General features: G+C 57.2%; 17 protein-coding genes. 1 reads left to right on the top strand and 16 read right to left on the bottom strand.

The annotated features are described in order from the left end of the window. Window position 1: 1 nt before the first annotated feature. A complete protein-coding gene (gene hemF / locus BZK42_RS19305) occupies window positions 2–901 on the top strand; it encodes an oxygen-dependent coproporphyrinogen oxidase (protein ID WP_019077353.1) in 900 nt (299 codons plus the stop codon). A 67-nt stretch (window positions 902–968) separates the two neighbouring features. Here the strand turns inward: hemF and eutR are convergent, their stop codons facing one another. From eutR to eutP, 16 genes are all read right to left on the bottom strand, one after another. After that, the gene (gene eutR, locus BZK42_RS19300) at window positions 969–2,021 is read right to left on the bottom strand and encodes an HTH-type transcriptional regulator EutR (RefSeq protein ID WP_019077354.1); all 1,053 of its coding nucleotides are present in this window, start codon (window positions 2,019–2,021) and stop codon (window positions 969–971) included. Between the two features lie 48 nt (window positions 2,022–2,069). Further along, on the bottom strand, window positions 2,070–2,600 hold the full coding sequence (gene eutK / locus BZK42_RS19295; protein WP_016157100.1) for an ethanolamine utilization microcompartment protein EutK: 531 nt from the start codon (window positions 2,598–2,600) through the stop codon (window positions 2,070–2,072). Window positions 2,601–2,611: 11 nt separating this feature from the next. Beyond that, the gene (eutL, locus tag BZK42_RS19290) at window positions 2,612–3,271 is read right to left on the bottom strand and encodes an ethanolamine utilization microcompartment protein EutL (protein WP_016153946.1); all 660 of its coding nucleotides are present in this window, start codon (window positions 3,269–3,271) and stop codon (window positions 2,612–2,614) included. 9 nt (window positions 3,272–3,280) lie between these two features. Further along, entirely contained in the window at window positions 3,281–4,177 is an 897-nt protein-coding gene (eutC, locus tag BZK42_RS19285; RefSeq protein WP_016153947.1) for an ethanolamine ammonia-lyase subunit EutC, read from the bottom strand. A 20-nt stretch (window positions 4,178–4,197) separates the two neighbouring features. Next, window positions 4,198–5,559: an ethanolamine ammonia-lyase subunit alpha gene (gene eutB / locus BZK42_RS19280; RefSeq protein ID WP_003038029.1), complete on the bottom strand. Its 1,362-nt coding sequence runs from the start codon at window positions 5,557–5,559 to the stop codon at window positions 4,198–4,200. An 11-nt stretch (window positions 5,560–5,570) separates the two neighbouring features. Then, window positions 5,571–6,974, bottom strand: coding sequence for an ethanolamine ammonia-lyase reactivating factor EutA (gene eutA, locus BZK42_RS19275; RefSeq protein ID WP_046275198.1), 1,404 nt, complete (start codon window positions 6,972–6,974; stop codon window positions 5,571–5,573). After that, a complete protein-coding gene (gene eutH / locus BZK42_RS19270; protein ID WP_016153950.1) occupies window positions 6,971–8,203 on the bottom strand; it encodes an ethanolamine utilization protein EutH in 1,233 nt (410 codons plus the stop codon). The genes eutA and eutH overlap by 4 nt, the downstream gene beginning before the upstream one ends. A 27-nt stretch (window positions 8,204–8,230) precedes the next feature. Then, the gene (gene eutG, locus BZK42_RS19265) at window positions 8,231–9,418 is read right to left on the bottom strand and encodes an ethanolamine utilization ethanol dehydrogenase EutG (protein WP_016153951.1); all 1,188 of its coding nucleotides are present in this window, start codon (window positions 9,416–9,418) and stop codon (window positions 8,231–8,233) included. After that, entirely contained in the window at window positions 9,408–10,247 is an 840-nt protein-coding gene (gene eutJ / locus BZK42_RS19260; protein ID WP_016153952.1) for an ethanolamine utilization protein EutJ, read from the bottom strand. Before eutJ ends, eutG begins: the two co-directional genes overlap by 11 nt. Before the next feature lie 12 nt (window positions 10,248–10,259). Then, on the bottom strand, window positions 10,260–11,663 hold the full coding sequence (locus BZK42_RS19255) for an aldehyde dehydrogenase family protein (protein WP_016153953.1): 1,404 nt from the start codon (window positions 11,661–11,663) through the stop codon (window positions 10,260–10,262). An 11-nt stretch (window positions 11,664–11,674) separates the two neighbouring features. Further along, a complete protein-coding gene (gene eutN, locus BZK42_RS19250; protein ID WP_016153954.1) occupies window positions 11,675–11,962 on the bottom strand; it encodes an ethanolamine utilization microcompartment protein EutN in 288 nt (95 codons plus the stop codon). Window positions 11,963–12,076: 114 nt separating this feature from the next. Beyond that, window positions 12,077–12,370, bottom strand: coding sequence for an ethanolamine utilization microcompartment protein EutM (gene eutM / locus BZK42_RS19245; protein WP_003835054.1), 294 nt, complete (start codon window positions 12,368–12,370; stop codon window positions 12,077–12,079). Between the two features lie 36 nt (window positions 12,371–12,406). Further along, window positions 12,407–13,423, bottom strand: coding sequence for a phosphate acetyltransferase (gene pta / locus BZK42_RS19240; protein ID WP_016153955.1), 1,017 nt, complete (start codon window positions 13,421–13,423; stop codon window positions 12,407–12,409). After that, a complete protein-coding gene (gene eutT, locus BZK42_RS19235; protein WP_080859843.1) occupies window positions 13,420–14,223 on the bottom strand; it encodes an ethanolamine utilization cob(I)yrinic acid a,c-diamide adenosyltransferase EutT in 804 nt (267 codons plus the stop codon). Before eutT ends, pta begins: the two co-directional genes overlap by 4 nt. Before the next feature lie 9 nt (window positions 14,224–14,232). Next, window positions 14,233–14,937 carry an ethanolamine utilization acetate kinase EutQ gene (gene eutQ, locus BZK42_RS19230; RefSeq protein WP_049270083.1) on the bottom strand — a complete coding sequence of 235 codons (705 nt, stop codon included), beginning with the start codon at window positions 14,935–14,937 and terminating at the stop codon, window positions 14,233–14,235. Next, window positions 14,915–15,394: an ethanolamine utilization acetate kinase EutP gene (eutP, locus tag BZK42_RS19225; RefSeq protein WP_016153958.1), complete on the bottom strand. Its 480-nt coding sequence runs from the start codon at window positions 15,392–15,394 to the stop codon at window positions 14,915–14,917. Before eutP ends, eutQ begins: the two co-directional genes overlap by 23 nt. Window positions 15,395–15,396: the final 2 nt, after the last annotated feature.

The raw sequence follows: 15,396 nt of genomic DNA, 5'->3' as shown, positions 1-15,396 counted from the left end.
CATGAAGCCCGATGCACAGCGCGTAAAACAGTTCCTGCTCAGCCTGCAAGATGATATTTGCCAGCAGTTATCCGCCGTAGACGGCGCCGAGTTTGTTGAGGATAACTGGCAACGTGAAGCAGGCGGTGGCGGGCGCAGCCGGGTGCTGCGTAACGGCGGTATTTTCGAGCAAGCGGGCGTCAACTTCTCCCACGTTCACGGCGAGGCAATGCCGGCCTCGGCTACCGCCCATCGCCCCGAGCTTGCGGGACGCAGCTTTGAGGCCATGGGCGTCTCGCTGGTGGTACATCCGCAGAATCCCTACATTCCGACCAGTCATGCCAACGTGCGATTTTTTATCGCGGAAAAACCGGGCACTGACCCGGTCTGGTGGTTTGGCGGCGGCTTTGACTTAACGCCCTACTACGGCTTTGATGAGGATGCGGTTCACTGGCACCGCACGGCGCGAGATCTGTGCCAGCCGTTCGGCGAAGACGTTTATCCCCGTTACAAGAAGTGGTGCGATGACTACTTCTTCCTCAAGCATCGCAACGAACAGCGCGGCATTGGCGGGCTGTTTTTCGATGATTTGAATACGCCGGATTTCGACCACGGCTTCGCCTTTATGCAGGCGGTAGGTCAAGGCTATACCGAAGCGTATCTGCCCATCGTTGAGCGCCGCAAAGCAATGAGCTGGGGCGAACGTGAACGCAATTTTCAGCTTTACCGTCGCGGACGCTATGTGGAATTTAACCTGGTGTGGGATCGCGGCACGTTATTCGGTCTGCAGACCGGCGGCCGTACGGAATCGATTCTGATGTCGATGCCGCCGCTGGTGCGCTGGGAGTATGACTGGCAGCCGGAAGCGAACAGCCCGGAAGCCGCCCTTAGCGAGTTTATTCAGGTTCGCGACTGGGTGTAACCCCAGACAATACCAGCCCCCAGGCCGGATAAAACGCATTTGCGTCGCATCCGGCACATTCATCGCATCATGCCCACTGGCGCATGCGCTGATGCAGCGTCAATGAAGGTTTTTCCGCAAACAGCTGCTGGTAGTCGGTGGCAAACTGCCCTAAATGCCAGAATCCCCACTGCATGGCGGCGTCTTTCACCGTCGTACTCTGCGACCACGGGCTTATCAGCTCCCGACGTACGGCGTTCAGGCGAATCCGTTTTAACCAGGCATTCGGACCGATACCAAGGATCGCGTGAAAGGCGTTTTGCAACGTCCGACGGCTGACGTGCAGTTGATTACACAGATCGAGCACGGTCAGCGGTTCTGACATATTTTCCAGCACATATTCGCGCGCACGCGATAGCAAGCGACGATAGCTCTGATGGCTGATGCTCTCAGCCGTGATAATCGGCTGCGCTTCTTCCAGCATAGTGCCCATCGCCAGCAGCAGGTTATCGCCCAGCACTTTGCGTACCGCAGGTTGATGGAGGTTTTCCGGATTTTCGCTAAACGTCGCCAGCGCCTGCTGCACAAAGCCCCATAACGCGGCTTTGTGTTGTTCTTTAACTTCCAGCGCCGACTGGTTGCGCAGCATATGCAGCACTCTTTCCGGGTTATGCAGGAAGTTGGCCTGACGGGCAATCGCCTCTTCCGAAATGACGACACCCAGAATGGTGTAATCATCCGGCGTACTCAGTTCAAACTCTGTCCCGCCAGGGCGGGTGGCAATTTCAGCGTTCCCCAGACACTGGGTGCCAATAAATCCCTGTTCGCCGCGCGTGGCCGGAATACCAAACCAGAAAGAGTTCGGCCAGACAAGACACGACTGACGTAACGCCAGTCCGGTGTATTCACGGAACACCTGAATATCGTCGAGCAGGATTTCCGTGAACTCGCCATGAAATTTTCCCGGATGCAACTGGTCGTAGATCTGCTGCCATGCGGTAATCGTCAGCGCATGCTCATACACATCCGTTGTTCGCCGCTGGTGAACGTTGTCCACCTCCACTTTCGGCGTAAGTTTAACGTCTTCGGGTAATGCTTCATGATAAAGATGGTGCAGGTTTGCAGTACGGTTCTTTTTCATGATCTTTTAAGCCGGAAGCTTCAACGAAGCCCCCGGCCCTCCGACAGGTTAATTTTTTAAGCGATAGCGACTACTGCGTTTACGCAACGCTCCGTCAGAAAAGAGCTGTTCCAGCGCCTTTCTGGCTTCATCAAGTGACCAGCCAAAGTGGGCAGCCACTTCCCCTGCCGTCATTCCTTGACGGACCGATGCCAACAGCGTCAGAAGTTGATCAGAGGATTCAGGCGTCAACGGGGCGTCCTGCGTCTTCTGCGTTTTTACATCTGTTTTCACTTCTGGCTTCTGTTCTGGTTTCTTCGGCTGGCGCTTAAAACCGCCGATCAGCCACTGGGTATCATCGTCCGGTCGGCCGATTTCCTTACGGCTGATAACACGGCCTGTACGCGCAGCAGCGGCGCTACCGGCATCCAGCGCTGCGCGGCACGCCGCCAGATCGCCTTCCACCACCAGCGTCAACCGGCCAGGATCGAGCACTTCGTGGCTAAGCAGGCGCACGTTCGCGGCTTTCAGCATGGCATCCGCCGCATCCACGGCAGCGACCATGCCATCCACTTCCAGTAATCCCAGTGCATTGATCATCACAACCTCTCTTACGCGCGCTGGATTGGGTTACGGGCAATATCCAGAACGGCATCGGCAAAGGCGTTACATGCAGCTTTACAAGCGGCCTGGCTACCGGTCATAAACGCAGCCGAATAGTTGGTTTCTGACGGCGGCGGAACGTAGGTCACCAGTTGTACATCAGCCGATTTCAGCGCAGCATCAATACCAAATGTCGCTTCCAGCGGCGGCGCCACCAGGTACGCCATCGGATCGCCAAGCCGGCATCCTGCGGTCGCCGAGAGATACGAGCCGGTACGCGAAACCACATGCGCCAGGAAGGCGGTATCTTCTGCGTCATTCGCCCACTGAAACGCCGCGCCGCTTTCAATATTGGCTACCATCGCGTCCAGACCTGCACGAACTTCTGCCGGGTTGGGTCCACCGAGCATAATCAGCACTTCACCCGAGGTTGGAGAGGGACTGTGCGCCGCGCCGGCATACAGCGAGCGGCCATAAACCACTTCCACCATTGCCTGTTTTGTCGCTTCGTCTGCGGCAATATACGCCACGTCATCAGAATCTGCTGTGATGAGTCCGAGGCTACGTATATGTGGCGGTAATTTAAGTTCACGGGCAAAACCGTCATTTACCGAGGCAATCACGCGCATTGCGGTGACTGAAGGTCTAATCAAATCTAATGCTGGCATGATGCCTCCTTAACGGGTCATATTGATGCCGGATGCTTTTTGCTCCAGCATGCGCTTGGCCAAATCCACAATGACCGCCGCCGCTTCAACCGGTGGCGTACCGCCCTGGTGAATGTTCGAGATACAGGTACGGTCAGCTTCAACGGTCGTCGCCACACGCGGCGAATAGACGGCGTAGCAAGAAAGGCTTTCCGACTGGCCCAGGCCCGGACGTTCCCCAACCAGCAGGATCACCGCTTTCGCGCCCAGCAGTTCGCCGATCTGATCTTCGATTTTCACGCGACCATAGCGAACAAAGAACGGCGTCCCGACCTTCAATCCGGCCTGTTTTAAGCCAGACAACAGCGGCGGCAGGATCTCTTCGTAGTTTGCGGTGATAGCGTCCGTAGACAGGCCATCAGAGATAATCACCTGCACATCCGGGTTCATTACACACTGTGATTTCAGCGCTTCAATGGCTTCCGCACTCAGACGGCGCCCCAGATCCGGACGCGTCAGATACAGGTTTTTGTCACTGATTTCCGAGCGCACTTCTAGCAGCCCCTGGGCTTTTACCCACTCTTCCGGCACTTCTTTCAATACCGTATCTTTCGAACGCGAGTGGTCGGCCAGGAAGCGCAGCAGCGCCTGGGTACGCGGACGTGGACCGGCTCGACCGGTACATACACGCGCCGCAGTGCTGCGACGCAGTTCAGTCAACACCTCTGCGCGGTGCGGATTCTCAACGCCAATCCACGCTTTAGCCTCGGCTGAGCCTAAATCCATCGCACAGCTTTCACCGGTCGGCGCGGCGCACTGGGTGGTGCTGCATTGCGCTTGTACTGCCGGCGCTTGCGCCTGCGGCTGCGACTCACCCATTGACGCCATCACGCTGCGTACAATTTCTTCAATCTGTTTTTGATCCATCGTGTGTCATCCCCGCGTCATCAGAAGAACAGTGACGGATCGCCCGCCCGTTTGGTCAGGCGACCGTTTGCCATAATGCCCATGGTTTCCAGCCAGCGTTCAAACTCCGGCGACGGACGCAGGTTCAGCAACTGGCGCACGGTCGCGGTGTCGTGGAAGGCGGTGGTCTGATAGTTGAGCATGATGTCGTCACCGAGCGGCATGCCCATGATGTAGTTGCAGCCAGCGGTGGCGAGCAGAATCATCAGGTTTTCGTTGAGGTTCTGGTCAGCATCAGCATGGTTGGTATAGCAGCAGTCGCAGCCCATTGAGATGCCGCTCAGCTTGCCCATAAAGTGATCTTCCAGACCCGCGCGAATAATCTGACGGTCGTTGTAGAGATACTCCGGCCCGATAAAGCCGACAACGGTGTTCACCAGGAACGGATCGTAGTGACGCGCCAGACCGTAGTTACGTGCTTCCATCGTCACCTGATCGGCACCGAAGTTAGCGCCAGCAGAAAGCGCAGACCCTTGTCCGGTTTCGAAGTACAGGCAGTTTTCCCCGGCGATACGGTTAAACTCAGCGCCCACTGCACGCGCTTCATCCAGCATGGCCAGCTCAACGCCAAACTCTTTTAAGCCTTTCTCGCTGCCGCAGATACTCTGGAAAATCAGCCCGCCCGGCGCGCCGCGACGAATGGCTTCGATCTGGGTAGTAACGTGCGCCAGGACGCAGCCCTGGGTCGGGATATTGAATTTGTCGATGACGCCGTACACGGTATCAAGTACGCGGCTTAAGTTTTCCACGTCATCGGTTACCGGGTTAACGCCAATCACCGCATCGCCCGCCCCGAAGGACAGCCCTTCGTAGATTTGTGCCGCAATACTCTGCACGTCATCACGGGTGTCGTTCGGCTGTAAACGACAGCTGAAGGTGCCCGGCAGACCAATGGTGGTGTTGGCCTTTTTGATCACCGGCATTTTCTTACCGCCGTAGATCAGGTCCGCGTTAGAGCAGATTTTTGCAACCGCTGCGACCACTTCCGACGTTAATCCTTTGCGCGTAAACGCAATGTCATCAACGGAGGTTTCATCGCTCAGCACGTACTCGCGCAGCTCGCTGATACTCCAGTTTTTGATGCGGTTATAGGCCGTTTCGTTGACGTCGTCCTGAATCAGACGCGTCACGCAGTCCTCTTCATAGGAAATCACCGGGTTGTTGCGGATATCCGCTACCGTCATTTCCGACAGCACCTGTTTGGCCGCCACTCGCTCTTGCGAACTGGTTGCAGCTACCCCTGCCAGCACATCCCCCGAACGCAGTTCGTTGGCTTTTGCCAGCACCTCTTTAACATCCTTAAACTGATAAACATTGCCGAACAATGTGGTCTTTAGTTTCATAAGTCGTTCCCTCAGGAAGGAAATGCGAGTGATTTCACCGTCACCGGCACAACCGATCCGCCAAAAAGAGGCGTACCAATGTCGATATAGTCCCCCGCCCGGACAACCACCTCATCGATGACTGCCAGCGGGTGTTGCTGTAACTGTGGGCGTAACAGCATGCCCAGGGCTTTACCAAAATCCTGCTCGGCTACCACCAGCAGGGGATGCGGATTCGGATGGCGCGCGACAAAGGCCAGTAGCGCATCAATAACCGTTAACAGCGCGGCGTAGCGCACCGGCAGCGAACCGGGTAGCGCCAGCACGTAAGCGTCTGTTTGCGGGTCCAGATCGAGCTGCATCAGCGCTTGTTGCCAGGCGGCCACCAAATCAGCCTCATCAACCGGAATCGCCACCGGCAGATTGCGCAGCGGAAGCGCCACACCTTCCAGCCAGATGGTGCTGCCCGAAAGCGACAGCGTATGCGCACCGGCGCCAATCACCGTGGCTCGCACGGTTTGCGCCGGGAACTGCACGTTCATCTCACGCAGGCGCGGATGTTCATGCAGCGCCGTCGCTAACAGCGGCCCAATATCGGAAAAACAGAATGGATCGGCAGGCTGGTTGCGGTAGCACTCACCCACCCCGCCGGACAACGTAATCACTTCCGGCTTCACACCCGTCGGCAACAGACTGGTTTGCATCAGCGCCTGCGCGAGCGGTGACAGCGTGCCGTCAATCACCTCAACGATCAGCGCCGCCATCCGTCGGGCCACCTGAACAAGCTGCGCCGCATTGAGGGTCCGGGCGTCGGTGCCTGGACCAAATACGTCATCAACAATCATCTGTCCTGGCTGATGCGCATGCACCACCCGCCCCTGACCGTCCGTTTCCAGCAGTCGTCCGCCGACGTTCAGGCAGGCCGAACCGCTGACTTTTCCGGCATCGAACAGGACGTAGTTCGACGTCCCGCCACCGATGTCGATATTCAGTACGCGGCACAACTTCTGCTCTGACAGGGTTTGAGCCCCTGCGCCGTGACCGGCAATCACTGATTCCAGATGCGGGCCGGCGCTGGCAACCACAAAGTCTCCCAGCGACTGAGAGAGCGTCATCACCGCTGGTCGCGCGTTGCGGGTTTTGGCACTTTCTCCGGTAATGATGATCGCGCCGGAATCGACGGTCTCAGGCGCAATCCCCGCCGCCTGATACTGGGCGAGGATCAGCGCCTTAAGTTCGGCCTCTTTCAGCCCGCCCTGCTTATCAACGGGGGTAAAGAACACCGGGCTTTGCCAGCTAATTTCGCGTTTGATGAATTCGTAACGCGGCACCTGCGACACTGCCGCACGGTTGACCAGCTCAAGGCGTGAGAAGATCACCTGAGTGGTGGTGGTGCCGATATCGATACCGACGCTGAGTAGCTGGCGAGTATTCACGATTGCGCCTCCGGGTTGGTTTCTGCTGGTGCCGGAACATCTTCGTCTTTCGGTACCAACAGCATAGCCACACCAATCGCCGTCACGCCGCCAATCAGCTTGCCGACAATCATTGGGAAGATCATCGCGTTCATGTTGGCCGCGGCGAAACCTAAGTGGTCACCCAGTGCGAAGGCTGCGGAGACCGCAAAAGCGCAGTTGATCACTTTGCCGCGGGTATCCATATTCTTCATCATGCCGAACATTGGGATGTTGTTCGCCAGCGTCGCCACCATGCCCGCAGCCGCGATATTATTGATTTTTAACAGGTTACCGACGCTCATCAGTGGCTTTTCAAACCAGCGGGTCAGCAGCAGTACCATTGGGTACGCACCCAGCAGCACGCAGGAGATAGAACCGATAACTTCGATGGCGCGCATCACTTCACCCGGCTTGTCACCCGGTGCCATGAAGATAGGATCAAGACCCGGAATCAGTTCCCAGCCGAGCAGGAATTTGATCACCGCTGCCGCCAGACCGATGGTGATCAGCGCCACCAGGAATTTCGCGAAGATCTGGAAGCCGTTGATCATTTTTTCCGGAATGAATTTCAGTCCCAGCGCCACCAGCACGGCAACGATCAGCACTGGGATCATGTTCATCAGGATCAGTGCGAAGGTGAACTCCACCGGCTGCCCGTTGATTTCGACACCGGAGTACATCGCGATCAAACCACCCGCAATACAGCCAATCGGAATGGTGACGATCCCAGCCAGCACGCCCAGCGCCAGATAACGACGGTCGGACGGTTCAATAATCCCCAGCGCAACCGGAATAGAGAAGACCAGCGTCGGCCCCATCATCGCCCCGAGGATCAGGCCAGAGTACAGCCACGCCGCAACGTCGCCGCCCGCCAGTTCTTTCGCCAGGAAGAAGCCGCCCATATCGCACGCCAGCAGCGTTCCGGCAAACATCGACGGGTTCGCGCCCAACATTTCGTACAGTGGAATAATCACCGGCCCGAGCACATGCGCCAGTACCGGTGCCAGCGCGGTCATACCAACCATCGCCAGACCCAGCGCGCCCATCGCCATAAAACCTTCTTCAAACTGGCCGCCCGATCCCTCAATACTCTTCCCGAACTTACCGAGGAAGCGTGCCGAACCGCCGAACTGCGACAGGATCCTGTCCACGGCGGCAATCAGCATAAAGAACATCATGATGTACATGATGATTTCGTTAATTCCCATAACCTTCACTCCCTGTCATATGTGTATTTATTGTGCCGCCGCATACAACGCGATAATGTCGGCCTGCGTGGCGGTGCGTGGGTTACTGCGAATACAAATATCCTCCAGCGCGGCGTGAGCCCATGCGCTGTAATGCTCGGGCTTTGCCCCAACGTCAGAGAGTCGTTTGGTCTGGCCCACTTCGCTAATCAGCTCGCTGACGGCGTTGATGGCATCGCGATCGTCCGACTTCTTGTTGGTTAACGCCCGTCCGATATGGCTGAAACGCTCACGACACACCATGCGGTTGAACCCCATTACTGTGGGCAGCAGCATGGCGTTAGCCTGTCCATGTGGAATGTGCAGCGTCGCACCCGGCTGGTGCGCCATCGCGTGACACAGGCCCAGCCCCGCGCTGGAAAACGCCATCCCGGCCATACAGGAAGCCAGTAGCATGCTTTCTCGCGCCGCCAGATCCTGACCATAGCCAACGGCCTTCGGCAGCGATTTACCTATCATCGCAATCGCGCCAATCGCCAGACTGTCGGTAAACGGCGTCGCGTTCAGAGCGCTATACGCTTCAACAGCGTGCGTCAGCGCATCGATCCCGGTCATCGCCGTTACGTGTGCGGGCACACCTTCCGTCAGCGCGGCGTCAAGAATCGCCACATCCGGCATCAGGGTTGCGTGGGCCAGCACTTTTTTAAGCCCGGTCGCGGCGTCGATAATCACCGTGACATTAGTGGTTTCTGAACCCGTTCCGGCGGTAGTCGGTACGGCAATCAGCGGCAGACGCGGGCGTAACGCGCTGCTCTCATCCATGTCTGCCAGCGTCTGGGTGGGATTGGTCACCAGCAACGCCACGGCTTTTGCGGCATCCAATACGGAACCGCCACCAAAGGCCACTACGCCATCGCACTTCGATTCACGCAGTTGCGCGACCGCCGCGCAGACGTCCGTAATGCACGGTTCGCCCACCGGACATGGCCACAGCGTCATCGCCACGCCTTTCATCGCCAGGCTGCGTTCCAGTGCGGCGGTCATCCCCGCCTGGTGCAGGAAACTGTCGACCATGACGAACATATGCGTCAGGCCGCGCGTTTGTGCTTCCTGTCCGCAGGTACTGAGCGCTCCCAGTCCACACAACGTAACCGGTGGAACGCTAAACGTTTTTACGCGTTGCAGATTCAGGGTATCGAATGCCTGAAAGAGCGCGGTCTGCAATTCAGCTTGCATAGATTCCTTCCGCTTTTTCTTTTCCGCTATTTGCAATCGCCAGCGGGGTCATAAACAGGCTGTGCTGGGGTAAATGCACCTGCAGTTCCGGGAAACGCTTACGAAACAGTTCATCAACGCCCGGCTGCATACAGGAACCACCGGCCAGCCATAAATCTGCCACGCCCTGTCCGGCAATATGGTGAGCCACAATTTCCGCCATTTTTTCGTAGACCGGCTTAACCACCGGCCAAATTTCTTTACCGTTGCTGCGTTTGTACTGCTCCGCCTCTTCCAACTGGATGCGACGGTTCCCGGCAAGCGTCAGAGAAATGTGGTGCCCGCCGGTCGCTTCATCGGCGGAGTAAGTCACCTTGCCTCGCTTCACAATCGCAATCCCGGTGGTACCGCCACCGATATCCACCACGCCAGCGTTATCAAGCTGCAACAGGTCTGCCACCGCGGTCGGTTCGTCGAGCACATGACTGACTTCAAGCCCGGCAGATTCCAGCACGTTGATCGAGATCCGTGGGTCAGTTCCCGGTGGAAACGAGGTTGCCGCGTGGGTAAAGCGGCAACCCAACTGTTGTTCGAGCGTATCGAGATGGCGACGAACGATGGTCACCGCACCGAAGAAATCCCAGACGATGCCATCGCGCACGACGTCGGCCCAGTCCAGGCAAACTGCAACCGGCTGTCCGTCACTGTCGACAACCATCGACACCACATCACACGTCCCCAAATCCACGCCCAGCCACAGCGGTGAATCGCTCTTTACGGGCGTCTGGTTACATAGCGTTGCCGCTTTTAGCAATCTGGGTGTCAGCCAACGTTGTTCGTCGTGCGCCATGTCGTTCACTCCTTATACAATTCTGAAGGCATCCACCAACACACAGCGACGCAGACGCACAAACGTGCGTGCGCTGGTCACCCCTTCCCCGGTTGGCGTGGTAATGGTCATCGTGGTCCAGCCTTCGCCGCCGAGTCCAAGACCGGCAATGCACGGTCCGTTCTTAACGAAAATGCTGGTATCAATGGCGTTTGCCATGCGGTTCATGTTGTCGATATTGCGCGAGTGCATCGCCGCCGTATGGTGACAGCCGCCTTCAAGCTTGACCGCCAGTTCAATGGCCTCATCGACGTTGGCGACCCGCACGACCGGCAGAACCGGCATCATCAGTTCGGTTACGGCAAACGGGTGAGTCGCAGAGGTTTCGACGAATAACAGCCGGGTTTGCTCCGGTACGTTCAGACCAATCGCCGCAGCGATTTTTCCTGCGTCGCGGCCTACCCAGTCACGACTGACCGTGCCTTTACCGCGTTCATCGACATTTTTCAGCAGCACCGGTTGCAGCTGTTCGGCCTGAGCCGTGGTCAGCTTGACTGCATGCTGGCTTTCCATCAGACGCATCAGCTCATCAGCGACGCTATCGACCACGATCAGCACTTTTTCGTCGGCGCAGATAATGTTGTTGTCAAACGAAGCGCCTTTGACGATCGACTGCGCAGCACGTGCCAGATCAGCCGTTTCATCAACCACCACCGGCGGATTTCCCGCACCGGCGGCAATCAGACGTTTGTTGGTGTGCTTACGCGCGGCATCCACTACGGCTTCACCGCCGGTCACCACCAGCAGGCCGATGCCTGGGTACTTAAACAGACGCTGGGCGGTTTCGATATCCGGATTGGCCACGGTAACCAGCAGGTTTGCCGGTCCGCCTGCAGCAACTACCGCCTGGTTAAGCAGAGTGATAGCGCGCTGAGACACGCCCTTGGCAGCCGGATGCGGTGCGAAGACCACGCTGTTGCCAGCCGCAATCAGGCTGATGGCGTTGTTAATAACGGTCGCAGCCGGGTTGGTGGACGGTGTCACCGAGGCCACCACGCCCCACGGCGCGTTTTCAATCAGCGTCAGGCCGTTATCACCGGTCAGAACCTGTGGAGACAGGCATTCCACGCCCGGCGTGGCGCGTGCCTGCGCCACGTTTTTGGCAAATTTATCTTCAACGCGTCCCATGCCGGTTTCTGTGACGGCAAGTTCCGCTAATTCTCGGGCATGTTTTTCGCCCGCCTCACGTAGAGCCGTGATAGCCAGTTGGCGCATGGCAACGCTTTTCAGCCCTTGCTGGGCCAGTTTTGCTGCCGCCACTGCGTCATCCAGGGAGGCAAAAACGCCCATTTCTTGAACGGCACTGACGGGTTGGCTGCTGTCTTTCATTTTCAGCAGCACCGCTTTCACGACCTGTTCAATATCCTGTTGATTCATGATTTTCTGCCTTATTTATGGAAGATCACCTGACCACCTGCCACCACTTCATCAACAATGCCAATCACGCACAGATCGACAGGTGATGATTCGTTACGGTGCGCCTGACGGGCTGAGCTTCCGCTGACCAGCAGCACCCACTCTCCGGTTCCCGCCCCAATGCTGTCGATAGCAACAGCACATTGCCCGTCGGGATTTCCGCAGGCATCAATCATTTCCACCATCAGCAACTTGTCGTGCGCGAGCCCCTGATGGCGTACGGTACAAACAATTTGTCCTGTGACGATTGCCAGTTTCATACGCGCCTCCGTGGCATATTTCAGGTAAAACCTCCCCCTACCCTCCGCAGAAGGTAATGTGAAAAGGAGAGAGGGTGACGCCAGCAATGAAGTCTGTGGCGTCACATGGACGACTTACATGTCGTTGCTGTCGCCTTTAAAGCTGATCGGGAACACTTCTTCCAGATCGCCATGCGGACGCGGGATTACGTGTACGGAAACCAGCTCACCAATACGCTGTGCAGCAGCAGCACCAGCATCCGTTGCGGCTTTACATGCCGCTACGTCGCCACGGACCATTGCAGTAACCAGACCGCCGCCGATCTGCTTCACGCCGACCAGTTTCACGCGTGCCGCTTTAACCATTGCGTCAGAAGCCTCAATCAGTGCAACCAGGCCCCGGGTTTCAATCATTCCTAATGCTTCCATTGTGTTTTCCTCTCATTAAGGGGTCCAGAACGGGACCTAAACAACCAGTGTGTGTGAGGCGTTTTCACGACTCATGTCAGTCTGACGCGGCACTGCTGCCACCAACGCCAGTTCGATAATTTCCTGTACGCTACAGCCGCGAGAGAGGTCATGAAGCGGTGCGGCAAGCCCTTGGATCAACGGACCTACGGCACGATACCCTCCCAGACGCTGGGCGATTTTGTAGCCAATATTGCCTGCCTCCAGCGATGGGAAGACCATCACATTGGCATTGCCCTTTAACGGACTGGCGGGCGCTTTTTGCGCGGCGACATCCGGAACAAAGGCGGCATCAAATTGCAGTTCCCCATCCACGGTAAGCTGCGGGGCGCGCTCACGAACGATCTCCGTAGCCTGCTGCACGTTAGCGACGTTAGGATGACGAGCGCTGCCTTGACTTGAAAACGACAGCATGGCCACGCGCGGTTCTTCACCGGTGATCGCCTGCCATGTCTGCGCGCTGGCAATCGCAATATCCGCCAGCTGCGCGGCTGTGGGCTGCGGCACGACGCTGCAATCGGCAAACCCTAATGCCGGCCCGAGGTACTGCGGCAGCATCAGGAAAATTGACGACAGCGTTTTACAGCCTGGCTGTAACCCAATAATGCGTAACCCAGCGCGCAGCACGTTTGCTGTCGACGACAAATTGCCCGCAATACAGACGTCAGCTTTACCCGCGCTAACCATGGCGGCGGCGAACATCAGCGGATCGTTGAGTTTTTCCAGCGCATCTGCAGGCGTTTTATCTCCCGCGCGGGCCAGCCAGCGCAGCGCAAACTCTTCACGCATGGACTGGTTGCTTTGCGGGTCGATAACCTGAATGCCATCCATCGCCACCCGATGGCTGAGGGCAAACTGGCGCAGCGCAAACGGACTGGCGACGAGAACAGGATGTGCCAGACCGTGCTGATGCAGGTAATTTGCCGCTTTCAACACCCGAACATCCAGCGCATCCGGGAACACCACCCGTGCAGGTGAGCGCTGGGCGAGTTGACGAGCACGTTCAATGATCATTGCTTCTCCCCCAGTCGCTGTTGAATTTGGCTAACCGTCAGTGGATGCTTCGCTACGCTCAGAATCATCATCACGTAGACCGTACTGGAAAGGCGATTGAGCGCCTGCATGATGTCCGGTCGCATCACGTCAAAACTACGGGTGATGAATACCTGGGCCGCCACCGTCTCCGTTTCACGGACTTTGGTACGCAGCAGATTAAGCAACGCGCAATCACGGCCATGACTGGCTTCAGGCACCAGATGGTCGTGGTCCAGATAGCGCAGCGGCTGATGCGAAAGCCGGTGTAAATCTTCGTCGCTTAAACCGACGATAGCTTGTGCTGCCAGCGGCTCGTCGATAGCGTCGGCGCGCATAATGTTGCCCAGACGCGAACGGATATCCGCCAGCCACGGCTGCCACGGTTCCGCCAGCTCTATCTGCAACCACACGGCCAGGGCGATGGTGCTGTCCAGCGCGGCGCGAAATCCCAGCCGCGGGTCACTTTTAGCGACCATCTTGTCCGCTGTCAGATGCGTCAGCGTGTCTGCTTTCTTCACCACCGGTTGATGACACAGTTCGCAACTGGCCTGTGGATGCGTATCGCTGCTGGTTAAACCATGCACCGGCTGCGGCTGCTGTGCTTCGTCATCAATAAACAGGCTGCCCTGCTCGTCGATAAACTTAATGCGCAGATGTCGGCTTTCCAGTAATTCCCGGGCAGATGGCGTCAGGCGAGCATCAGCGGGGAGATGAATTTCAGCCCCTTCGCTGAGCGTATGATTCGCTCTAAGCCATGCTTCGGTAATGAAATCCTTCATACATCCGCCTTAGCAGGACTGCCAGTTCGCAGGCCAGGCCACATACAGAAATTTCACCGTCGATGGCGTACCAAATTCGATGCTGGAGCCTTTCGGGATAAACATCACGTCCCCGGCTTTAGCAATCATGGTTTCACCTTCGTGGCGAACGTGCAGCTCGCCTTCCAGAATCATGTCGATTTCGTCGTAGTTCAGCGTCCATGGGAAAAAAGCGTTATCCCACTGCATGAACCCGGCGGCCATGCTGCTACCGTCCTGGTCGGTCACCAGATCGGTTAAACCCACGCAGTGCGGCTGTGCGCCGTCAAAACGACCAAACTTCACGCTGCTGCCGTCGATGACTTTGACGCCGCCTTTGCCGGTCACCGAGTTAAAGCTCGGCTGCATTCCGCCCTGCTCCAGCGACTGTTTCTCCTTCATGACTTTGTCCATCAGTTGGGCGACCAGGCTTTCGGTAAACTGCCCTTCCGGTAACTGCGCAATGATGGTTTCGCGAATGCGCTGGCTTTCCGTTTTGCCATCATCCACCGCAGCCGGTGCAGCAGCAGCGACGGTTGGCGCGGATTCATCGCATTCACTGATGGTGACGCCCAGCAGCTCCGCAACTTCGCGCGCCTCCGGGGTGATGATGCTGGCGCGCAGAACAACCGACATTTCCTGTTCGCCGCGTGCGTGGGCCGCACGAATATCGTTAGCTGTGATGAGTTTTTTCACCTGCCCTTTCCTCCTTTTGGCTGAGCTCAGTCAGATAATCCACCAGGTGCTGCACGCTGCGCGGGTCATGGCTGTTGAGTTCGAAAATCGGCTCCTGGAACCCTATCCCGCGAAGTAGTTGTCGCGTTGCGGCGACGTCGGCATCCGGCATGTCCGTTTTGCTGATAACGGCGATTTGTCGTTTACTGGCGCCGATATCCAACAGCCCGGCAGGTAAGCGACTTTCTTTATCATTTGCCGCGTGTATATAAATCAACGTATCAACATCCTGCAGCGTGGTAATTAAGGCGTGATACCAGCGCGGATGGCTAAAATATTCTCCTGGCGTGTCGATATCGCCATTTTCATTAAACTCCACGGCCTGTGTTTTTCTGGCGAGGGAATAATTTCCCTGTAGCGCATTAAAGAGCGTTGTTTTCCCCGCCCCCACCGTACCGACAAACGCAATACGTTTCATCG

Source organism: Citrobacter braakii, from assembly GCF_002075345.1.
GTDB lineage: Bacteria > Pseudomonadota > Gammaproteobacteria > Enterobacterales > Enterobacteriaceae > Citrobacter > Citrobacter braakii.
The sequence above is the reverse complement of the archived record's forward strand: the minus strand, read 5'-3'. Positions and strand labels throughout refer to the sequence as shown.